Below are 20813 nucleotides of genomic sequence, written 5' to 3'. Positions count from 1 at the left end.
GCAATGAAAGACAACAGCCAAACCCTCACCTGCGTTATGATCCCCGTAAGCAGGCGGCAGCTTATACTGCCCAACGTATCCATTGCCGAGGTCGTGGACTACGCCAGTAATGACGCAGGCACTGGTGCGCCTGACTGGCTGGCTGGCCGACTGGAATGGCGCGGGCTGAATTTGCCAGTTATATCTTACGATGCGGCCAACGGCGGCACCCTGTCAGTACCCGGTGAAAACCGTGGCCGGATTGTCGTGCTCAACACCATCAGCGACAATAACAAGAAGCTCCGCTTTATGGCCCTGATCACCCAGGGCATCCCCAGCCAGGTTCGTATTACCGAAGATCAGGTTAAGCGACTGGATGGCGAAAATGGCCCTGCCGATCTGATGCAGGTCGAAGTTGACGGGGAAGCCGCCTGGATTCCCAATCTGGATTACCTGGAATCTCTCGCCAGCGAATCACTGGTATAGACGCAGAATCTGGAACCACAGCACCAACAGATACCCGGCTTATTCGTCTGCCCCGTGGCAGAAGGATCCTAGCAAATGTTATAATGTTGCACTTTTTTGCAAATGCAGGATCCCGACCATGTCTGCCCGTGCGCTCCCGTACCGCCCTCACAACCACGATGCCTGTGTCCGTCAGGCTCTGGCCGACGCCAGAACGATTTGTCAGCAGCAGAATGCCCGCCTGACGCCCACCCGTGAGCGAGTGCTGGAGCTGATCTGGCAATCCCACAAGCCCCTCGGGGCCTATGATGTGCTCGCAGAACTTACGTCCGAAGGCCATAACGCCGCACCACCAACGGTATACCGGGCACTGGATTTTCTGCAGCAGCAAGGGCTGGTTCACCGCATAGCTTCGCTTAACGCTTTTACCGGCTGCGCCCATGCCGGCGAACACCATACGGGTATGTTTCTTATCTGCCGCGCCTGCGGCAATGTTCTGGAGCTGACGAACACGTCGGTATCCACGGCGATACTCAATGCGGCAGGCGCCGAAGCATTCCGTACCGAAACGGTAACGCTGGAGGTGGCTGGTCTGTGCCCCGGCTGTCAGACGGAACAGCACCATGAGTGATGCGCTGGTTGCCATCGACAATCTTACCGTCCAGTTTGACGGCCGGCCGGTTGTTGACCGGGTAAGCCTGTCACTGCACCGTGGCGACATCATAACCATCATAGGACCCAACGGCGCGGGTAAAACCACGTTGATCAAAGCCATTCTGGGCATTCAGGCTGCAACCAGTGGCCGCATCATGCGTGCAAGGGATCTGGTTATCGGGTATGTGCCTCAGCATCTGAGCCTGGAATCAACGCTGCCGCTGAGCGTCAAACGCTTCATGCTGCTCAGTGGCCAACCGCTGTCAGAGTGTGTGTCTGCGCTGGCACGAACCGGTGTCAGCCACCTGCTCAACGCCTCAGTACATCATCTTTCAGGAGGCGAGCAACAACGTCTGCTGCTGGCCAGGGCGCTGGCCAGAAAACCGGATCTTCTGGTACTTGACGAGCCAGCTCAGGGCGTTGATATCAATGGCCAGGCCGCGCTTTATGATCTGATTCGCCAACTACGGGACGAGCTCAACTGTGGCGTTATCATGATTTCCCACGACCTGCACCTGGTCATGGCCGCAACCGACAAGGTCATCTGCCTGAACCAGCACGTATGTTGCAGCGGACATCCCGCCGACATCTCACACGACCCGGCTTTTATTGAAACCTTCGGCCGGCCAGTGGCGGAATCCCTGGCGGTGTATCACCATCATCACAACCATAGCCACGATCTCCACGGCAACGTGGTGGGGTCAGTCCATTCCGGTTCAGCCACTGGTCATGAGGAGTGTCATCATGACCATCATTGATGCCGTACTGAATGATTTCTTCTGGCGCGCCCTCATTGGTGGTCTTGGTGTGGCGCTGATCGCCGGCCCTCTGGGTTGCTTTGTAGTGTGGCGGAGGATGGCTTATTTCGGCGATACCCTGGCCCATTCAGCACTGTTGGGCATAGCTCTTAGCTTTCTGATCAGTGTTCCGTTGAATCTCGGGGTTATCATTACCAGCGTTATTCTGGCCATGGCCCTGATGCTGTTTTCCCGCAACAAAACACTCGCCACCGATACTCTGCTGGGCATTCTTGCTCACAGCGCCCTGGCAATCGGCCTGGTCGCGCTCAGTTTCATGCCAGATGTCCGGATCGACCTGACAGGCCTCCTGTTTGGCGACCTGCTGGCCATGAACCGCAACGATCTGCTGTGGATCTATGGCGGTGCCATTGTGATTCTGACACTTTTAACTATGCTTTGGCGTGGCTTGCTGATGAGCACCATCCACGAGGAACTGGCGCGGGTAGAAGGGGTTCCGGTTGAGCGCCTGCGCCTGCTGCTGATGCTGATGTTTGCGCTGGTGATTGCGGTCGCCATGAAGATGGTGGGCGTTCTGCTGATTACCGCACTGCTGATCATTCCCGCAGCTACAGCACGCAGGCTATCCAGTACCCCGGAACAGATGGCGGCCCTGGCGGTGGTATTCGGGTTTATTGCGGTGGCAGGTGGCCTGAGCATGTCGTGGCACTTGGATACGCCGGCTGGCCCCTCAGTCGTGGTGACGGCGTTTTCCACGTTTCTCGTTGTCTATGGCAGCGCTGGCCGATTTTTAGCCCGACGTTCTGCATGAGACAAGGATAAACACCACCATGACAGATCGCTTTGCCCCTCCGTCATAAGGGCTGGAGAACATCTCTCAGGCGGCCGGTTTCGAGGAGTTCGAGAAATTCGTCGCCCAGGCGCTCACTCTCGGCAATGGCTTTTCGCCAGGAGCGTTCCCGGCTACTGTCATCTCCGGCATAAGATTCAAAATCCTTACGATCCGGCAGTTTGCCATCCGGCAGGCGATCCAGGTATTCCGGCGAAGGCGCCACCAGCAACACATCCTGCAGGCGGGTCGCATCGCCACGCCGCCAGGGCAGCGTCTTGTCGAACCAGCCCGGTACTACACGATCAGTGAAATGTGGGTACAGAACCACGCCCGGCTGCTTGTACGGCAGATCCAGGTGGTAATCCAGAAGCCCACCATCCCGATATATACCGCTTGGCGCACCCGGAATATCCCGAACACCAGACATAACCATTGGAATGGACGCCGAGGCCAGCAAAGCCGGCAAGAGGTTGTCGCGACTCAGCGGGACTTCATGACTGAGAAAGTCTTTCAGCGGCGACAGCGGAGCTTTCAGCCGGGCGTCGTGGAGAATGCCCCGCTCCATGAAGCGGCCCAAGTGGCGCCGACCAACTACATTAGCGCTTATGGCGCTCATCAGGCCAAGGCTCAGGCGAGCTCTGGAATCGGATTCAAGCATGCCGCGGCTGCGAACAACGACAACATTCAGACGGTACCATGGGTGCTCCAGGATAAAATCTTCCCGACCACCGATCAGTTCTTCGAGAAACAGAGCGCTTTGACGACTGACTTCCGCAGCACTGACACCTTTCGAAAAACGCTGAGAAGTATAAAGTTCGGCCAGCCGGGTAAGTTGAGCCCGGGGATTATCCGAAGAGGCAATGGCGGCAAACCGCCAGCTGCCGATCGACGAACCAATCAGGGAACGCTCCTGCTCAACCTGCGGCAGCCAGTCACCGAAAATCGCTTTATCCAGACCACTTAGGCCAAGGGCCTTGGGGCCACCCGCCGCACCGGGTATAACGTGCACATCATCCGGTGTCAGCGGTTTTTCCTGCAACCGCTGCATGGTTTGGCGGCCTGCCCGAATGGTCAGTGCGGGCGCGCGGGTATGGATGGCGGTCATATCAGGTTTCCCGTCAGGGTTTTTATAAGAATGACAATCAGAACAAAACTCGGGAGAATTTTAACGAAATGGTCTTCAAGGGCCAACTGAACAAAACTAATAACGCCAATAAACAAATACTCGAGCTTCACCAGGCGCGCGCACGTGCTAAGCTCATGTTTAAGTCCGGCAGCGGCTTTATCCAGACAGCGGGAGTATGCTGTGAACACGTTTTCTTCCACCGTTTCCAAGTCTACCAACCCGACGCTTGCAGTGCTTGGTTTCAAGCGCCAGCTGGTATATCACCTACATTTTTGGGCCTTCATCGCCGTTGCACCGCTTGTAGTCGTACAATGGCAGCACCATCATTTTCTCCTCTCGGGGCTGCTGGTGCTTTTCGCCGTCAACGCGCTTCTGGTGATCGGCTTGTTGCGATTTCGCGACACTTACTTCCTGAAAGGTCTTCTGTTTCCCCTGCTGGCCGTGGTCTGCGCCGCTTACTCAACGGCTATTAACGGACACGCGGGCTTATACTGGGCTTACCCTGCCGCATCGGCCCTGTTTTTCCTGTTACCTCTGCGGGAAGCCATTGCCAGCAACATCGTTTTTGTCAGCGTTATGGCAGTGGTTTCTTTCGTGAAGTTTCCCGAAGCGGATTTCTGGCGCATTACCTTCTCACTGGGGCTTACTTGCCTGTTCTCCATGATCTTCGCGTGGCTGGTTGGTAAGCTCCAGAATGAACTCACCCGACTTGCAACCACCGACCCGCTTACCGGCTGCCTGAACCGGTCACAACTGGCCGACATTCTGAACAGCCAGATTCAGATGCGAGAACGCTATGACCGATTATCCAGTCTGATCCTGCTGGATCTGGATTACTTCAAGATGATTAATGATCAGTGGGGGCACCTTGCCGGCGACAAGGTTCTGAAAGAGATGGCATTGCGGTTGCGCAATCGGCTCAGAGAAAGCGACCAGCTTTTTCGTATCGGCGGAGAAGAGTTCATGCTTGTGCTGCCTGAGACCAGTCAGCAGGAGGGCAGTGTTCTGGCCCACCAGCTCCTGACCAGCATCAGCGCCCGGCCGTTTCTCGATGATGTCAAGGTAACCGCCAGCGCCAGTATCGCCGAAGTCAGCAAAGGTGAAACCTGGTCCGTATGGCTGAACCGTGCCGACCAGGCACTGTACGAGGCCAAATCCAGGGGCCGTAATCAGGTGGTCGGCGCTGCCGGCCACCTGATGCCAGAGAGCCAGAATCCGGACGAACCCCTGGCTCCTGTCATCAGTTAGTATCCCGTTTGGGGCATCACTGGCGTTTTCGGAAATCCCTGTAAGCACTGAAAACCTCCCAGGGGCTTTCAAAGTGCGGATAGTGTCCGACATTCTTCAATTGCACGACATCGGCCTCAGGAATCATTTCGTGATAACGCTGCACCATGGCCGCTCCTGATACAGGATCTGCAATTCCTGAAATCAAACGCATGGGCTGTCTGGCATTCTGCAACGCGGACACCCAGCGATGACGGTGGCACCGGCGATCTTCCATAAACTGGATCAGGTGATGCAGGATTCCGCGGCCGTTGTTGTAGGTGAGGAGGTGCCAGAAATCATCCATATCCCGCTGGTCAGGGACGTTTTTGCTGCCAAACAGCTTCAGAAAGCTGCGCTCGAAGCTGCGCCGTGTCAGGCCCCGGCTGATTAGCCCGCCCAACGGGCTGCGCAACAATCTCTGAATCAGCAAAGGGTTGTGTACTTCCGGAAACAGCGCGCCGTTCAGAAAACAGACACTGGCAATCCGAAAAGGCAGCATCCCTTCCTGCTCCCGGGCCAGAAGCTCCTGGACGACACTGCACCCATAGTCATGGGCAAAAAGATGCACCGACTCAAGCCCAAGGCCTTCCAGCAGCCCCTGCATCAAGTCTGCCTGGTCTTCAATGCTGTAGGCATGCTCCCGGGGCTTGTCAGAAAAGCCGAACCCCAGCATGTCCACAGCCAGCACATTATTGCTCTGAACCAACATGGGCCAGATACGGCTCCAGTCCCAACTGGCCGTCGGGAATCCGTGCAGGAGCACCAGCGGCTCACCCTGGCCCGCCATGCGGCTGAATATCGCGTGGCCTTCATAGCTGAACCATTTACCTCCCTGTTGCCATGCATCAAGCGTAGCCACTCCACGCCCGGCTGCCTTTACGCCCCCGATACCAGGTATCTGCTGTTCCATGCGTTACCCCCCGACAGATCTTTCACAGTCTGCGACTTTAGAATAAACCCGGCCGTCCCGCCATAGCCGCGCAGCTGCGCCCTATAAACTGCAAACTAAGACTGGTCTTTTCTGAGAGCATCATCGTAAACCGTAGAGATGCCAAGCAAATTCACTTAAGCTTTGGCTCTTGCACCATACCTCCGTACCATTAATAAAACCGGAAAAGACTATGACCAAACTCCTTGACGACCTCGCGGGCCACTACCGCGCCATCATCAACGGGCTGGGTGAAGACACCAACCGTGAAGGTCTGCAGGATACCCCCATGCGTGCGGCCAAGGCCATGCAGTTTCTGACCCACGGCTACCAGCAGGACCTTGACGATCTCGTCAACAATGCGGTTTTTGAGTCCGCAATGGATGAGATGGTTGTGGTACAGGATATTGAGCTATACAGCATGTGCGAACATCACATACTTCCCTTTATTGGAAAATGCCATATTGCGTATATGCCACAGGGTCGTGTTCTGGGCCTGTCCAAGTTTGCACGCATCGTAGACATGTATGCTCGCCGCCTGCAAATTCAGGAAAATCTGACACGCGAGATTGCCGAAGCCGTTGAGAGCGTCACCAATGCCAAAGGCGTTGCGGTGGTTATCGAAGCTCAGCATATGTGCATGATGATGCGTGGTGTGGAGAAGCAGAACTCGAAGATGAAAACCTCCATGATGCTTGGGCAGTTCCGTACATCTCAGGCAACACGCGCAGAATTTCTGAACCTGATCAGCAACAATCGCTGATAACAGCGATTCGAATGGAGGCGGTATGACAGAGGTTCCCTGCAACCACCAGGCAAGAGTCAAGATCAAGGATCTACTGCTGCGTGCCTATATCGGCATCAAAGAAGAAGAAATCAATAATCAGCAGGACGTGATCATCAATGTGTGCCTGACTTACGATGCGACTGAAGCGATTAACCGGAATGAAATTACGGCCGCGCTCAATTACCGCACCATCACCAAGCAGATTATCGGTCACGTGGATGGCAACCGTTTTGCCCTTCTGGAGCGCCTGACTCACGAAGTGCTCAGCATCGTTATGGAACATGGCGCCGTGCAATGGGCGCAGGTAGAAATCGACAAGCCGCACGCGCTACGCTATGCGGAATCCGTGTCTGTATGTCTTGAGGCACGTCGTTAGTCCAACACAGGTGTTCCGTACCCATGCCAAGCAATCAACCCGGCCAGATGCGCGCTATTCTCGAAAGCGTGCGCACTATTGCTCTGGTGGGAGCCAGCGGAAAAACCAATCGACCCTCCCATGAAGTCATGGAGTTCATGCAAGCGCACGGGTACCGGATTATCCCCGTAAACCCACGCCTGGCCGGCCAGACAGTGTTGGGTGAGACAGTCTATGCAGACATCGCCTCTGTGCCGGAGCCGGTCGATATGGTAGAGCTGTTCCTTGCACCGGAGCGCACGGATGCGATTATTGATCAGGCCATCGAGCTGAAGGTTCCGGTGATCTGGCTGCAGATCGGTGTCATCAATGAGGCAGGCGCCGCCCGGGCCGAAGCGGCCGGGCTGACCGTTGTTATGGATCGCTGCCCGAAGCAGGAAATTCCGCGCCAGGGTATACCAGCGGTCGACGCCAGAGCCTGAGCCACCGGGCCCAAGATAGTCGGTCCAGGAAGAATGGTTTATTATTAACGATCTGCAGCCGTTACAATGGCAAGTCGGTCTTGTAATAATCGGAGCACTTCTTGGAACAACTACCCCTGAACGGCGGGCTTTTTGTAAAGCGGCTACTGCACCCTGCCTTTCCGGTGGTGATCTTCCTTGTATTTCTCGCGATGGCCGCGGGGCTTCGCTACGGTCTTATCCTGCAGTATACCGGGCAGATACAGTCCAATCTTGAAAACGAAACACGGAGTATGGCCAATACTCTGGAACGTGAGTTTATAGTTCATGCCGCCGCCATCCGGCGCATGGCTAGCCGCCTGACAACGGATCCGCAAACGCCGGAAAGCGAATGGCGTGAGGATGCCCGCAATTACCTTGAAGACTTCCGCATCTATCAGGCAATTGAGTGGATCGACCGCAACTTTATTATCCGTTGGCTTGAGCCTTTTTCCTCCAACGAAGGCGTAGTTGGCTTCAACGTCGCCTTTAACGAGCAGCGCCGCAGGGCTCTTGAGGCGGCCATTCAATCTGGAAACTACGATATTTCCGGGGTGATCGAACTGCGCCAGGGAGGCAAAGGCATTGTTATTTATGCTCCAGTCGACGCAGGACTCGATAACAATGGCTTCGTTGCCGGGGTCTTCAGAATGGAAACGCTGGCGCGCGATCTTATGGCCACTCGGGAGCCGGGCATGTTCCGGATAGAGATCCTCAGCAACGGAACTCCGGTTTATACGCTGAGCGATTTTGAAAGCACCAGCAACTCCATGTCTTACACCCTGCCGATCGACCTGCCTACCCTGAACTGGCAACTGACTCTCAGCCCTTCACCGGCGTGGGTCGAAAAGCAGCGCAGCCCCTGGCCACGCTGGACGTTTATTTCCCTTATGTTCATGGGCCTGCTGACGAGCCTCACTACCCTTCTGCTTCAGCTCATTCTCAAGCGTAATCAAGCTCTGCTGACAGCCCGGCGGAAGCTGGATAAAGAAATCGCGCAGCGCGAAACTATTCAGCAGGATCTTGTGCGACTGGAGTCTACCGATGCTCTTACCGGCCTGGCGAACCGGCGCTTCTTTATGGAAGATCTCGCCTATGCCCTGAGCACCGCGGATCGCCAGATGCGGCAGGTGGCACTGGTAATGCTGGATCTCGACCGCTTTCAGATGCTGAACGACTCTCTTGGACACCAGTTTGGTGACGAGTTGCTGGTTCAGGTTGCCGGGCGCCTGAATCAGCTCAGTGATGAACGTATTACGGTGGCCTATTCCGGCGGTGACGAGTTCATGATCTGCCAACAGCATGTGGAGGAGATTGACGATGTCATTTATTTGCTCGGGTTGATCAAACAGTGTTTTGAATCGCCTTTTGTTATTCAGGAGGAAGCCCACAGTGTTACCGCAACTCTGGGCGTTGCCTTGTATCCTCATAGTGGTTTGGACGCGGATATCCTCTTGCGCAACGCTGACATCGCCCTGTATCGCGCCAAGGAACAGGGTCGCAACACCTACCAGTTCTACACCGACGGTATGCAGGAACGGGAAGTGATGCGTCTGGAGCTGGAAAAGGATCTCAGCCATGCCCTTGCCAATAATGAGTTTGTACTGCATTACCAGCCGCAACTGAACCTGAACAGCGGCGAAATCACCAGTGTTGAGGCGCTTATCCGCTGGCAGCACCCCCGCCGGGGCCTGTTAGCGCCAGGTGAATTCATTCCACTGGCGGAAGAGAGTGGCCGGATTACCGATATCGGGCACTGGGTGGTCATGGCTGCCTGCCGGCAGCTAGCGGCCTGGAAGGACACCCGCTTCGGAAAGCTCAATGTCGCCGTGAACCTGTCCGGGCGGGAGCTGGATGACGAGGATCTGGTGGATCGAATACGCGATGCCCTGGATGCTGAGGGTATTCCGGCTGCCCGGCTTGAAGTGGAGCTCACCGAAGAAATTTTCATTCAGAACATCGAGCACAACCTGGACCAACTGTCCCGCTTGCACGATCTTGGTGTGAATCTGGCGATTGATGATTTCGGCGTCGGCTATTCTTCCCTGGCGTATCTGAAAGATTTCCCGGTGGATCTTCTTAAAATCGACCGCTCTTTCATTACTGACGTGACTGAGCGCCATGATGACGCTGTGATCATCCGGGCGGTGATCAATCTCGCCCATAACCTTGGTTTACGTGTGGTTGCCGAGGGTGTGGAAACCCAGGCGCAGCTGGATTTCCTTAAGGACCAAGGCTGCAATCTGGTTCAGGGTTACCTGATCAGCCGCCCTATTCCGGCGCAGGAACTGGAAAAAGCGTTGGCCAGCGGCGCTCTAGAACAGGGTGCAACAGCTGATTCAGGTTTGTAATTACTTTCTGACACCCCCAACATTGGATTTGAATTTTTCAGGTGAGATTTTATGGCCACGGGTTATCTGACACCGGAACAGGACAGCAAGCTCCGCCGATGGGAGCGCTGGAACCGGAATTATTTCATTTTTGCGTTTGTGGCTCTGATAATTATCCTGGTTTTCAGCAGCCAACTCGGGCTTTCCAGTGGTGAAGACTGGGGGCCTCTGGGTCTTCTGCTCGCGGCCCTGATTACTCCCATCATTATTCTGCAACTGCGCCTGGCATGCCCGGCCTGCGGCCACAAGCTTGGCTGGCAGGCCAAGTTGATGGCTCCTGATCAGTGCAAAAGCTGCGGCACCTTTCTTCGAGCGAAAAGCTCCTCTTCTTAAAACCCTTTACCTGTGAGTAGGTCATAGGTTTTAGGCTATCCTTTAGTTCCTATACTGTTGGCTATCAGGCTTCGGCGATAGCCTCGTCGGTATGGGCAGTTCTTCCGAAAACCGCTGTGGATGCGTCCCTGTACGCTTGTTCTCCGCCATCCATGGCTCCGAACATTTTCGGAAGAACTGCCCACACCACCGCTCATTAACGTTTGGCGAGTGCTGCTGACAATGAAAGTGAAAGAAATTGCTACGTCTGCTGGGGTAAATCCGGATACCGTCCGTTTTTACACTCGGGAAGGGCTGCTTAAACCGTCCCGGAACCCGGATAACAACTATCAGCAATACGACACTGAGGATTTACGGCGGCTGCGTTTTGCCCGGAAGGCCCGCCAGCTGGGATTTTCACTGCCAGAGATTCGGCAAATTCTGGATCAGGCGGACGATCACCACTCACCCTGCCCGATGGTTCGGGATGTTTTCCAGCAACGGCTGGCAGATGTGGAGCGGGAGATTGACGAGTTGCAGCAGCTTCGCAAGCGTATGAAGACTGCGCTGGCCGCCTGGCAGGATATGCCAGACGGCACGCCGGATGGACATACCATCTGCCGGTTGATTGAACACTGGGACGACAGCAAATCGGGAATGCAGGCTGAGGAGTAAACCACCATGAGCGAAACATCTGTGTTACACACCACTCTCAGCATTTCTGGCGCCTCCTGCCAGGGATGTGCCAAAAAGATTCGCAATGCCCTGGAGCCGCTGACCGGTGATGCCGAGCTGGTGGAGGTCAATCTGGAAGATCAGACCGTGGCTCTGCCCGAAGGTATTGACGCAACGGAGGCGGCCCGGATCGTGACCGAAACCGGGTATCCGGCTGAACCGGTGACTGAGGCTGAGATTGAAAAGCCCGCCAACTGCTGTTCTTCCAAGTCAAAAACATCGGGCTCCAGAACGGATGAAGATCCGGGCGAACAGGGCAAGGTTCAAGAGAGCAAATCTGAAAAGGCAGCAACTCCTGCTCAAAGTGACGATCAGGTGCATCTGGCGGTAACCGGCGCTACCTGCGCCTCCTGCGTCAACACCATTGAGAAAGCATTAAAGTCAGTGGCAGGTGTTACCCACGCCCACATGAATCTCGCGGACAATACGGCGACAGCAACAGGCCAGACCGATCCGCAGGCTCTGGTGCGGGCGGTGGAGAGTTCCGGTTATGGCGCCAGTGTGATTGAGGATGTGGATGCCGCAGATGACCACAAGCAGGAAGAGGACAAAAAGCGGTACAAAACCCTGCTGGTGAAGATGGCCATCAGTCTCGGCCTGGGAGTTGGCTTGATGGTCTGGGGCATGGGGTTCGGCTCCATGACCGTAAACGAGGCGAACCAGGGCGTCTGGCTTGGCCTCGGCCTGCTGACTCTGGCCGTTATGGCCGGTACCGGGGGGCATTTCTACGTCGGCGCCTGGAAGGCATTTCGGCACCACAACGCCAACATGGATACCCTTATTGCGCTGGGCACAGGTACCGCATGGCTGTATTCCATAACCGTCGCCAGCATTCCCGAAGCCTTACCGGAGATGGCGAGGCACGTGTATTTTGAAGCCTCGGCCATGATCATCGGCCTGATCAACCTGGGTCAGGCGCTGGAACTCCGAGCCAAGGGCAAGACGTCTGAAGCGGTTCGCCGGCTGCTGGATCTGCGTGCCAAAACTGCACGCGTCATGCGTGACGGGCAGGAGCAGGATATTCCGGTGGAGGATGTGCGCAAGGGCGACCACATTCGCGTTCGCCCCGGTGAAAAACTGCCTGTGGACGGGCGGATTGTCGAAGGCAGCACCCGCATCGACGAAAGCATGCTCACCGGTGAGCCCATGCCCGTGAGCAAAGCCGTGGATGACGAAGTCTCAGCCGGTACACTGAATACCCACGGCGGGATTGTTTACGAAGCAACCCGCGTAGGCAGCGACACCGCATTGGCCCAGATCATCCGCCTGGTGAAAAAGGCGCAGGGCTCAAAACCGGCCATTGGGCGGCTGGCGGACAAAATATCGTCGGTATTCGTGCCCACCGTCATGCTTGTTGCTGTGGCCGCCGCGCTGGTTTGGTACAACGTCGGGCCCGAGCCCGCGATTGTGCACATGATGGTGGCGGCCACCACGGTGCTGATCATTGCCTGCCCCTGTGCTCTGGGCCTGGCTACACCCATGTCGGTGATGGTGGGTGTTGGCAAGGCAGCGGAGTACGGCGCCCTGATTCGTCAGGGGGATGCCCTGCAAACCGCTGGCAAGCTTGACCTGGTGATTCTCGACAAGACCGGCACCATTACCGAAGGCCACCCAGCGGTGACCAGCGTGCGCGCGGTAAGTGGCGATGAACAGCAGTTGCTGGCGCTGGCAGCAGGACTGGAACAGCATTCCGAGCACCCGCTCGCAGAAGCCATCGTTAGCAGGGCCAAAGAGCAAAGCGCAGAGCCACTCAAAGTCACCGGCTTTGAAGCTTTGAATGGCAAGGGTGTTACCGGCCAGTTTGAGGGTGACACCATCCGCCTGGGCAACCGCCGCTGGCTGGAAATCGAAGGCCTTTCACTGAGCGGTCTTGCCGACGCGGAAAAAGCCATTACCGAAGAAGCCGGCACGCCGCTGTTTCTTGCCCAGGGTAACGAGTTGCTGGGCGTTATCGGCGTTGCCGATGCTATCAAGGCAGATTCCCGGGCCGCCATCCGGCGCCTGCACGATGCCGGCATCAAGGTGATGATGGTCACCGGTGATATCGACGCGACGGCCAAAGCCATTGCAGCTAAAACCGGCATCGACGACTATCGCGCCGAGGTTCTGCCGGAAGACAAAGCCGACGTGGTAAACGAAATGCGCGGCAAAGGCTACACCGTGGCCATGGTGGGTGACGGCATCAACGACGCGCCAGCGCTGGCGGCAGCCGATGTGGGCTTTGCCATAGGCACCGGTACAGACGTCGCCATCGAAAGTGCCGCCATCACCCTGATGCGCGGCTCCCTGCACGGCGTGCCGGATGCCATCGAAATTTCGCGGGCTACCGTGAAGAACATTCACCAGAACCTTTTTGGTGCCTTTGCGTACAACAGCCTGGGCATTCCTATCGCAGCAGGCCTGCTGTACCCGGTCTGGGGCATATTGATGAGCCCGATTCTTGCTGGCGCTGCCATGTCATTGTCCTCGGTGACTGTTGTCACCAACGCCAACCGGCTGCGCCTGTTCAAAACCAGCCACAAGCCTGTTGAAGCCCAAAGCCAAAAAACAAACGGGGAGCGAAACTGATGGAAACAATACTGGTCAATACCGGTGGCCTTGTTCTGATGGCCTCCATCGTCTGGTGGTTCTGGCTTTCGTCATCGGATACCGATGCAGCCGCGCAGGATCAAAGCGATCACTGAACACAGCACAAAGGAAATAAAAATCATGAAAAAACAAATTCTTGGACTGGCCCTCAGTACCGCCCTCGGCTTCAGCACACCGCTATTGGCCGCCGGCGCAGCACAGAGCATTCACGTTTATAAATCGCCCACCTGCGGCTGCTGCACAGCCTGGGTCGATCACCTGGAAAGCAACGGCTTTGATGTCGAAGTTACCGACACCCAGGATATGAACCGCGTCAAAATCGAAGCCGGGCTTACCCGCAACCTGGCCAGCTGTCACACTGCCTTTGTGGGTGACTATGTCATCGAAGGCCACGTGCCCGCTGACGACATTCACCGGCTGATCGCCAACGCCCCGAAAGCCAGGGGCCTGGCCGTTCCCGGCATGCCCGCTGGCTCGCCGGGTATGGAAATGGGCGACCGAAAAGACCACTACCAAGTGCTGATGTTCAACGACAACGGCCAGACCAAGGTGTTTTCCGAGCACAACTAACCACTACCAGTTGTGCTCGGAAATGCACGGACCGCCAGGCGGGGCTCGGCCTGGCGGTGGCACCAACAAGCTTCTGGAAGGCCACCGAAAGGTACTCCAGGGCCAGAGCCCAGCTGTCTCTGCATGGACCTCAGTTTTCAATCCTTTTCTGACAATCTTCTCTACACACCTGTCTGTCGCTGGTCTATGATCATCCCCCCCCCCAGATAAACGGAGACAGAACTTCTTGAGCCTTAAAACCCGGTTTCTCAGCCTTGCTGCGGGCCTGTTCATTATCGCCGCATGCGCCTCCTGGCTCGCCTACCGGGAGCTCTCCGCAGATTTGATCGAGCGCTGGGGGCGTCAAGTGGCCGAGATACAGGTGCGCTATGACAGCGCCCGTCTTCTGCAGTCCCTCGAGCGTGAGATCGGCCTCGCCCGCCAGATGGCTGACTCCACTACACTGATCAATTGGGCTGCCGACCCGAGCAACCAGGCTCTGGAAGCCAATGCCCTTCGCGAAATGGAGAGCTTTCGCTCCAACTTTCGCGATAACAGCTATTTTGTCGCGCTCAAAGAAAGCGGCCGTTACTACTACAACAATGAACAAAACGAATTCGCCGGCAAGCAGTTCCGTTACGTTCTCAGTTCAGAGAAGCCTGACGACGCCTGGTTTTACCAACTGATTGAAGAAGATCGTGATTTTCATCTGAACGTGAATCCGGATACGGAACTGGGCGTTACCAAACTCTGGATTGATGTCCTGATGCGCGACACTGAAAAACAGATTGTGGGCATGGTCGGCACCGGCCTGAACCTGGATTCCTTTCTGCAAGACATCGTTGATATAAACCAGGACGGCATCACCACATTGTTTGTCGATTACGGTGGGGCCATACAGCTTTACCGGGATCGTAACTACATTGATTTCGCGACTTTAATCAAACCTGAAGGCCAGAAAAATACCGTCGACTTGCTGTTTGACGCTCCTGAAGACAAACAGAAGATTCTGGGCATGCTGCAATTGCTCAAGAAAAACTCTGGCGAGGCAGGTCACGTCGAAAGCGGTTTTGTCACCGTAGATGGCCGCGAACACCTGGCGGGAGTAGCTTTTTTGCCTGCCATTGGCTGGTTTGAAATAACCCTGCTTGACCTGAACACACTGCTGCCTAAAAGCTATCTGTGGCCTCTGGTGGCTGTATTTATCGCAAGTCTCCTGATTACGCTGGTTGTATTCCACCTCATTATCCAGTCGCGCATCGTTAAACCTATCATGGGGCTGGAAGAGGCTGTGGAGAGGGTCCGCAGCGGCAGCTTTACGCTGCCCCGGCTGGACAAGCCGGACAACGAGATAGGCAGACTCGTAGACCACTTTGAAAAAATGACCGATAGCCTGCGTGATTCCACACGGGAACTGGAACACAAGGTGGCCCTGCGTACTGACGAACTGAGCCGCCTGGCGCGCATTGACCCCCTCACTGGCCTGAAAAACCGCCGAGGGCTGGATGAAGTTCTGGAGGGAGAAATTCAGCGTGCAGGGCGCCAGGGTAGCGGCTTTGGCGTGCTGTGGCTGGACATTGACCACTTCAAATCGATCAATGATCAGCTTGGTCACCAGGCCGGTGACGAGATTCTCTGCCGTGTTGCGCTGTGGCTGAAAGCCGGCGTTCGCCCTTACGATCACCCGGGGCGCTGGGGAGGCGATGAGTTTGTCATCCTGCTATCTCCCTGCGATTTGGCAACGCTGGAGCGTATCGCAAAGCGTATTCGCGAGACAGTTGAGCAGGAGAGCCGCAAGACCGGCACACCGGTCACGGTTAGTATAGGCGGTTATTTCTCAAATCCCGGGGACAACGTCGATACTATTCTGCGACATGCCGACAAAGCGCTGTACCAGGCCAAAAATCAGGGCCGTAATCGCGTTTGTATCAACACTCCCGAAAATACCGAAGTTAACCCCGCGTAACGGGTCTGACTCATACCGCTATAACCGTTATACTCCGCTCCATCATTCATTTTTTCAGCCAGGTTAATCCATGTTCAACGCCGACGCTCTAAACCAGTTGCGCCAGCTAAAGTCTGACATTGAGGAAAGCAAAGTCGTTTTCCCCGGAACGGTTAAAGCCACCAACGGCCGCTTCGGATTCGTCGCACTGGACGAAGGGCGGGATGTCTTCCTGCCTCCCGAGGAGATGCAGAAAGTCCTTCCCGGCGACCGGGTTAACGTCACCGAACAGGAAGTGGCAAAAGGCAAGACCCAAGGCGTGATAGACGGTCTCATCGAAAGCCGGCTCAGCACCTTTGTCGGGCGCTATCTGGTGAAGGGCAAAGGGCACTTTGTGGTGCCGGAAACGCCCGGTATCAACCGCTGGATTTTCGTTCCGCCGAAAGAGCGCATGAATGCTCAACCGGACGATTATCTTTACTGCTGCATACACAAGCATCCGATCCATGATGGCAAAGGCCAGGCGAAAGTACTTCGTGTCATTGGCAAAGCCGGCGAGCCGGGTATTGAGCGCGCTCTTACCCTGGCCACCTTCGATTTGGCAGCCTCGTGGCCCGCGCCTGTCGTTAAGCAGGCGGAAAGCCTCGACGAAGCGACCATCGAAGCGCTTGAAGCCGGGCGGGAAGACCGTACCGACCGTGTGTACGTGACTATCGATAGCCCCGCCACTCAGGATATGGACGACGCACTGCTGGCTGAGCCTAATGCCACGGGTTGGGCGCTATCCATTGCCATCGCCGATCCATCCGCGGTCATTGACCTGGAAAGCCCGGCTGAGCTCGAAGCCTTCAACCGGGCAACCGCAATCTATTTCCCGGGCGAGCCTCTGCCCATGCTGCCCGACACCATCAGCACCCGACTATGCTCGCTGATGCCGGACGTGAAGCGGCTGGCCCTGGTGTGCGATCTGCAAGTCAATAACGATGGCAGTCTGGGCGACTACAGCTTTCATCAAGCGGTCATCCGTTCCCGGGGTAAGCTCAGTTACGACCTGGTCTCAAATCTGATTGAGGGTCGTGAAGACGAAGATATCAAAGCTCTGCCGGACGCAGTTGCCAACAGCCTGGACCAGCTCCATCAGGCCGCAACCGCACTGCGAAAGTGGCGCAGTGAACATGCGCTGTTAAGCGGTGACCGGCCCGAGTTCCGGCTTCGACTGGACGAAAACCGTCGCATTCGCGCCATTGAGCCTTCGGTGCAGAACGAAGCGCATCGCCTGGTGGAAGAGTGCATGGTTGCCGCCAACCGCTGCGCTGCGGATTTTCTGGCCAAGCAGCCTTCCGGCCTGTTCATCCAGCATCCGGGGCTCCGCAACGACCGTGCAGACAACATCCGCGCCCTGATTGAAGGCTACGCGCCGCACCTTGCTGATATCGACGCCACAACTCCACAAGGCTTTCAGGCGTTGATGAATCAGACTACAGAACTGGAAGCGGAAGTACCGGTGAAGACCATCATCTCGCGCCAGCTGGCCCGGGCGGAGCTGGCGCTCACTGCGGCCCCGCACCAGGGCATGGGGCTGAGTGCTTACACCACTTTTACGTCCCCACTGCGCAAGTACTCGGATCTCTACGTGCACAGGGTTATCAAGGCTGCGCTCTGGGATACCCCCATGAAGGCGCTGAGTAGCGACGACCTCCTGGCACTTCAGAGCGCCCAGTTCAAAGCGCGCCAGGCGGCCAACAGCCTGGAGACCTGGCTTCGGAGCGATTTTGCCAAAACTCTGGGCGACGAACCCATGGACGGCGCTATCAGCAGAACGATCCCCGCTGGCTTTTTTGTGCGCCTGGAAGCCAACGGCCTGGAAGGATTTGTCAGCTGCAAGGATCTGAACGGCAAGTACAGCTTTGATCCGGTTACTCTGCGCCTGATTCACAACAAAAATGGCCGTATTTTCCAGCTGGAGCAGGCTGTCAAAGTCAGCTTTTCAGGAGTTGAAGAAGAGCGTCGACAGATTAACTTCAAGCTGGTGGACGCTGAGGAAATTCCCGTCACTGCCGGCTCCTGAGCCGGTTGAAAAACCATTAAAACGGGCGCATCGTATTGAAGAGGGTAGTTCAGGGTCGTCCGACCCTTCAAAAGGAGATGCGCCATGCCCATCAGCGCAAGTGAATTTCTGAAAAAACACGGTTTTGACGAAGAAGGCGAAAGCCCGGATCACAGCCTTCGCGGCAACGCGATAGAGCATGCCAAGCACCTGCGTCGGCCCCACGCCGGCACACCTTACGATTGGGAAGACTGGGAAAGATACCAGCGAGAGCACCCCGATGAGGTTGAGCCAGACGAGAAAGAAAGCGACGACAGCGAAAACTGATGTCGCTCCAAGCTGCCAGATAATAGAGGCCGCTAGATAGAAAGCTCTATGGACGGAGCATTTCTTCCAGACGTGCATCCTTGGCCTGCCACTGCTCCGCCAGCCAGTTCTTCACATTGCGCCGGTGTTCGCCATCAGTTGAGTAATCCCGCCCTTTCAGGTGCTCGGGAATGGTGATGGTGTGAATTTCCATTTTCACTTCACGCACCCGACCGCACATAAAGTCCCAGAACGAAGGCGCGCCGCCAGGGTAGGCAATAGTTACGTCAACAAGGGTCTGTATCGAGTCACCCATGGTGTCCAGAACGAAAGCGGCTCCGCCGGCCTTTGGTGTCAACAGGTGGGTATAGCGTGATTTCTGCTTGTCGTGCTTGGCTTGGGTAAAGCGCGTGCCTTCCACAAAGTTCATCACACTCACCGGCGTGTAGCGAAATTTATCGCAGGCACGCCGGGTGGCTTTCAGATCCTCTCCACGTTTTTCCGGGTGCTTGATCAGATATTCCCGCGTGTACCGTTTCATGAACGGAAAATCCAGGCCCCACCAGGCAAGCCCTATGACCGGCACCCAGATTAGCTGCTGCTTGAGAAAGAACTTCAGGAAGGGCGCCCGGCGGTTGAACACCCGCTGCATGGCGAAGATATCCACCCAGCTCTGATGATTGCTGAGTACCAGATACCAGCTTTCACGGCGGAGATTTTCCGCACCTGTAATATGCCATTGCGTGCTGTGGGTGAGCTTCATCCAGCCGGTATTGCAGGCGACCCAGGACTCGGAAATCCAGATAATGGCCCTGGTACACAGTATCCGGAAACCCTTATGGGGAATTATGAGTTTCAGCAGCGCCGGGATATAGAGCAGTACACACCAGAACAGGGTGTTAACTGCCAGAAGAACAGAGTTGACTACGCCGATAACGGGAGCAGGTAGGAAACTGAGCATGCGGTTCCTGTTGTGTTGTTTGGCCAGTGGTGCTCAATCATACCAATCAGCGCGGGCGATGGGCAGTGGCCAATTGTGACCGCATTGCCAACCGGAAATGACAGTCTTGCCATAGCGCAGACAGGCACTGCACGATAGCCTCGTTTCTTTATCATGGATTTTCCGATGTCCGATCTTATCAAAGCCGTTATTGAAAAAACCGCCGGCTGGCGCAGCGCTCAGATTGATGTGAAGCCCGGTTCCGACATTGGACGTTCTGGATTACACTGCCATCCATGAACCTTATTGATACATTTAATCTTGATATCCGCGCACTCCATACCTTTGTCGCCGTTCTTGACGAAGGCAGTGTCTCCCGCGCGGCAGTCAAGCTGGGGGTCAGCCAGTCGGCGGTCAGTCACACTCTGGAACGCCTGCGCAACGCTCTCGGGGATCCCCTGTTCGTCAAATCCGGGCGTGGCATTACGCCAACGCGATATGCGTTGCAGGCCGGCCCCCACGTTCGCCAGATTCTCGACGACATGCACTCGCTGGCATCCGGCCCGCCCTTCACGCCGGAAACCACGGAGTTCACCTTCACCGTTGCCGCCAACGACTACGAGCGGGATCTGCTGCTGCCTCCGCTGATGCAGCGCTTGCGGCAACAGGCGCCGGGCATCCTGTTACAGGTGATTGCATCGGGAATTCCCAGTGCGGAAATGCTGCGCAAGGACATCTGTGACCTGATCATCTCGCCCCACGCCCCGGAAGCCACCGACATTATGCAGAGGGGCCTGATGGGCGATCGCATGGTGGTTTTCTACGATTCGCAGAAGCGCGAGGCCCCGGAGACCGTGACCGATTATCTGAAGGCCGATCACATCGCCCTGATCTTCGCCAGCGGCGAAAAAACTGCCCTTGAAGGCGGGCTCTCTGCCCGCGGACTGACCCGCCGCAACGTGGTCACAGTCTCCAACTTTTCCGGCTTGCCGGAATTTCTCCGGGGCAGCGACATGCTGGTTACCGCGCCGGAGCGCATGAGCAAACACTTACTCCGGGACTTTGAATGGGTTCCTTTACCCTTCAGTTTCAAGCCTTTTACCCTGCTGATGGTATGGCACCGCCGTAACCAGAACGACCCTGCCCATCGCTGGTTAAGAAACCAGGTGAACGCGGTGGCGGCCACCATGAATGGCCTGGACGACTGATTCATCAATTTTGCTCATACATCCTATGAGCAGCTTTGCCATTATTTTCTCGCAGCACAACCTCTAGAATCCATCGCCTGAACCTCGCAGTGCTGTTGAGCCGTTATGCTGAACAACGGCCCTCGAAGGTCGCACCCTT

General features: G+C 56.2%; 20 protein-coding genes. 17 read left to right on the top strand and 3 right to left on the bottom strand.

The window, feature by feature from the left end; all coding sequences use genetic code 11:
• Positions 1-3: 3 nt before the first annotated feature.
• The 4 genes from BUA49_RS03750 to znuB all read left to right on the top strand — a co-directional run bounded on the left by BUA49_RS03750 (position 4) and on the right by znuB (position 2667).
• Positions 4-465, top strand: a complete 462-nt coding sequence (locus BUA49_RS03750; protein ID WP_072795630.1) for a chemotaxis protein CheW — start codon at positions 4-6, stop codon at positions 463-465.
• Between the two features lie 118 nt (positions 466-583).
• A complete protein-coding gene (locus BUA49_RS03745; protein WP_072795629.1) occupies positions 584-1075 on the top strand; it encodes a Fur family transcriptional regulator in 492 nt (163 codons plus the stop codon).
• The gene (znuC, locus tag BUA49_RS03740; RefSeq protein ID WP_072795628.1) at positions 1068-1856 is read left to right on the top strand and encodes a zinc ABC transporter ATP-binding protein ZnuC; all 789 of its coding nucleotides are present in this window, start codon (positions 1068-1070) and stop codon (positions 1854-1856) included. The genes BUA49_RS03745 and znuC overlap by 8 nt, the downstream gene beginning before the upstream one ends.
• Positions 1843-2667, top strand: coding sequence for a zinc ABC transporter permease subunit ZnuB (znuB, locus tag BUA49_RS03735; RefSeq protein WP_072795626.1), 825 nt, complete (start codon positions 1843-1845; stop codon positions 2665-2667). The genes znuC and znuB overlap by 14 nt, the downstream gene beginning before the upstream one ends.
• A 43-nt stretch (positions 2668-2710) precedes the next feature.
• On the opposite strand, the gene BUA49_RS03730 is transcribed toward znuB, so the two are convergent.
• Entirely contained in the window at positions 2711-3793 is a 1083-nt protein-coding gene (locus tag BUA49_RS03730; RefSeq protein WP_072795624.1) for a patatin-like phospholipase family protein, read from the bottom strand.
• 201 nt (positions 3794-3994) lie between these two features.
• On the opposite strand from BUA49_RS03730, the gene BUA49_RS03725 reads away from it, so the two are divergent.
• Positions 3995-5062: a GGDEF domain-containing protein gene (locus BUA49_RS03725; RefSeq protein ID WP_072795622.1), complete on the top strand. Its 1068-nt coding sequence runs from the start codon at positions 3995-3997 to the stop codon at positions 5060-5062.
• A 16-nt stretch (positions 5063-5078) separates the two neighbouring features.
• On the opposite strand, the gene BUA49_RS03720 is transcribed toward BUA49_RS03725, so the two are convergent.
• Positions 5079-5993 (bottom strand): alpha/beta fold hydrolase, encoded by a 915-nt coding sequence (locus BUA49_RS03720; protein WP_072795620.1) that lies wholly within the window; start codon positions 5991-5993, stop codon positions 5079-5081.
• A 211-nt stretch (positions 5994-6204) separates the two neighbouring features.
• On the opposite strand from BUA49_RS03720, the gene folE reads away from it, so the two are divergent.
• The 11 genes from folE to BUA49_RS03665 all read left to right on the top strand — a co-directional run bounded on the left by folE (position 6205) and on the right by BUA49_RS03665 (position 18547).
• The gene (folE, locus tag BUA49_RS03715; protein WP_072795619.1) at positions 6205-6774 is read left to right on the top strand and encodes a GTP cyclohydrolase I FolE; all 570 of its coding nucleotides are present in this window, start codon (positions 6205-6207) and stop codon (positions 6772-6774) included.
• 25 nt (positions 6775-6799) lie between these two features.
• Positions 6800-7174 (top strand): dihydroneopterin triphosphate 2'-epimerase, encoded by a 375-nt coding sequence (folX, locus tag BUA49_RS03710; RefSeq protein WP_072795617.1) that lies wholly within the window; start codon positions 6800-6802, stop codon positions 7172-7174.
• Between the two features lie 23 nt (positions 7175-7197).
• The gene (locus BUA49_RS03705) at positions 7198-7635 is read left to right on the top strand and encodes a CoA-binding protein (RefSeq protein ID WP_072795615.1); all 438 of its coding nucleotides are present in this window, start codon (positions 7198-7200) and stop codon (positions 7633-7635) included.
• A 101-nt stretch (positions 7636-7736) separates the two neighbouring features.
• Positions 7737-10004 (top strand): putative bifunctional diguanylate cyclase/phosphodiesterase, encoded by a 2268-nt coding sequence (locus BUA49_RS03700; protein ID WP_072795613.1) that lies wholly within the window; start codon positions 7737-7739, stop codon positions 10002-10004.
• 51 nt (positions 10005-10055) lie between these two features.
• Complete coding sequence (locus tag BUA49_RS03695) at positions 10056-10376, top strand: hypothetical protein (protein ID WP_072795611.1); 321 nt, start codon at positions 10056-10058, stop codon at positions 10374-10376.
• Between the two features lie 222 nt (positions 10377-10598).
• Positions 10599-11030, top strand: a complete 432-nt coding sequence (locus BUA49_RS03690; protein WP_072797638.1) for a MerR family transcriptional regulator — start codon at positions 10599-10601, stop codon at positions 11028-11030.
• A gap of 6 nt (positions 11031-11036) precedes the next feature.
• Positions 11037-13658, top strand: coding sequence for a heavy metal translocating P-type ATPase (locus tag BUA49_RS03685; protein WP_072795610.1), 2622 nt, complete (start codon positions 11037-11039; stop codon positions 13656-13658).
• A 141-nt stretch (positions 13659-13799) separates the two neighbouring features.
• Positions 13800-14249, top strand: coding sequence for a DUF411 domain-containing protein (locus BUA49_RS03680; protein WP_072795608.1), 450 nt, complete (start codon positions 13800-13802; stop codon positions 14247-14249).
• 226 nt (positions 14250-14475) lie between these two features.
• On the top strand, positions 14476-16194 hold the full coding sequence (locus BUA49_RS03675) for a diguanylate cyclase domain-containing protein (RefSeq protein ID WP_072795606.1): 1719 nt from the start codon (positions 14476-14478) through the stop codon (positions 16192-16194).
• Between the two features lie 70 nt (positions 16195-16264).
• Positions 16265-18241 carry a ribonuclease R family protein gene (locus tag BUA49_RS03670; RefSeq protein WP_072795605.1) on the top strand — a complete coding sequence of 659 codons (1977 nt, stop codon included), beginning with the start codon at positions 16265-16267 and terminating at the stop codon, positions 18239-18241.
• A gap of 84 nt (positions 18242-18325) precedes the next feature.
• Complete coding sequence (locus BUA49_RS03665) at positions 18326-18547, top strand: hypothetical protein (RefSeq protein ID WP_072795604.1); 222 nt, start codon at positions 18326-18328, stop codon at positions 18545-18547.
• 46 nt (positions 18548-18593) lie between these two features.
• On the opposite strand, the gene BUA49_RS03660 is transcribed toward BUA49_RS03665, so the two are convergent.
• Positions 18594-19487 (bottom strand): acyltransferase, encoded by an 894-nt coding sequence (locus tag BUA49_RS03660; RefSeq protein ID WP_072795602.1) that lies wholly within the window; start codon positions 19485-19487, stop codon positions 18594-18596.
• A 275-nt stretch (positions 19488-19762) separates the two neighbouring features.
• Between BUA49_RS03660 and BUA49_RS03655 the strand changes: the two genes are divergently transcribed.
• A complete protein-coding gene (locus tag BUA49_RS03655; RefSeq protein ID WP_072795601.1) occupies positions 19763-20674 on the top strand; it encodes a LysR family transcriptional regulator in 912 nt (303 codons plus the stop codon).
• Positions 20675-20813: the final 139 nt, after the last annotated feature.

It is taken from the genome of Marinobacter antarcticus (assembly GCF_900142385.1).
In the GTDB taxonomy this organism is placed as follows: domain Bacteria; phylum Pseudomonadota; class Gammaproteobacteria; order Pseudomonadales; family Oleiphilaceae; genus Marinobacter; species Marinobacter antarcticus.
Note: the sequence above shows the minus strand (reverse complement) of the source record. Positions and strands in the feature narration are given on the sequence as shown.

Coding starts and splice junctions, on each gene's coding strand:
- folX (WP_072795617.1), top strand. CDS start 6,800: ATGACAGAGGTTCCCTGCAACCACCAGGCAAGAGTCAAGATCAAGGAT.
- folE (WP_072795619.1), top strand. CDS start 6,205: ATGACCAAACTCCTTGACGACCTCGCGGGCCACTACCGCGCCATCATC.
- BUA49_RS03665 (WP_072795604.1), top strand. CDS start 18,326: ATGCCCATCAGCGCAAGTGAATTTCTGAAAAAACACGGTTTTGACGAA.
- BUA49_RS03745 (WP_072795629.1), top strand. CDS start 584: ATGTCTGCCCGTGCGCTCCCGTACCGCCCTCACAACCACGATGCCTGT.
- BUA49_RS03690 (WP_072797638.1), top strand. CDS start 10,599: ATGAAAGTGAAAGAAATTGCTACGTCTGCTGGGGTAAATCCGGATACC.
- BUA49_RS03720 (WP_072795620.1), bottom strand. CDS start 5,993: ATGGAACAGCAGATACCTGGTATCGGGGGCGTAAAGGCAGCCGGGCGT.
- BUA49_RS03660 (WP_072795602.1), bottom strand. CDS start 19,487: ATGCTCAGTTTCCTACCTGCTCCCGTTATCGGCGTAGTCAACTCTGTT.
- BUA49_RS03685 (WP_072795610.1), top strand. CDS start 11,037: ATGAGCGAAACATCTGTGTTACACACCACTCTCAGCATTTCTGGCGCC.
- BUA49_RS03705 (WP_072795615.1), top strand. CDS start 7,198: ATGCCAAGCAATCAACCCGGCCAGATGCGCGCTATTCTCGAAAGCGTG.
- znuB (WP_072795626.1), top strand. CDS start 1,843: ATGACCATCATTGATGCCGTACTGAATGATTTCTTCTGGCGCGCCCTC.
- znuC (WP_072795628.1), top strand. CDS start 1,068: ATGAGTGATGCGCTGGTTGCCATCGACAATCTTACCGTCCAGTTTGAC.
- BUA49_RS03750 (WP_072795630.1), top strand. CDS start 4: ATGAAAGACAACAGCCAAACCCTCACCTGCGTTATGATCCCCGTAAGC.
- BUA49_RS03655 (WP_072795601.1), top strand. CDS start 19,763: ATGAACCTTATTGATACATTTAATCTTGATATCCGCGCACTCCATACC.
- BUA49_RS03730 (WP_072795624.1), bottom strand. CDS start 3,793: ATGACCGCCATCCATACCCGCGCGCCCGCACTGACCATTCGGGCAGGC.
- BUA49_RS03695 (WP_072795611.1), top strand. CDS start 10,056: ATGGCCACGGGTTATCTGACACCGGAACAGGACAGCAAGCTCCGCCGA.
- BUA49_RS03680 (WP_072795608.1), top strand. CDS start 13,800: ATGAAAAAACAAATTCTTGGACTGGCCCTCAGTACCGCCCTCGGCTTC.
- BUA49_RS03670 (WP_072795605.1), top strand. CDS start 16,265: ATGTTCAACGCCGACGCTCTAAACCAGTTGCGCCAGCTAAAGTCTGAC.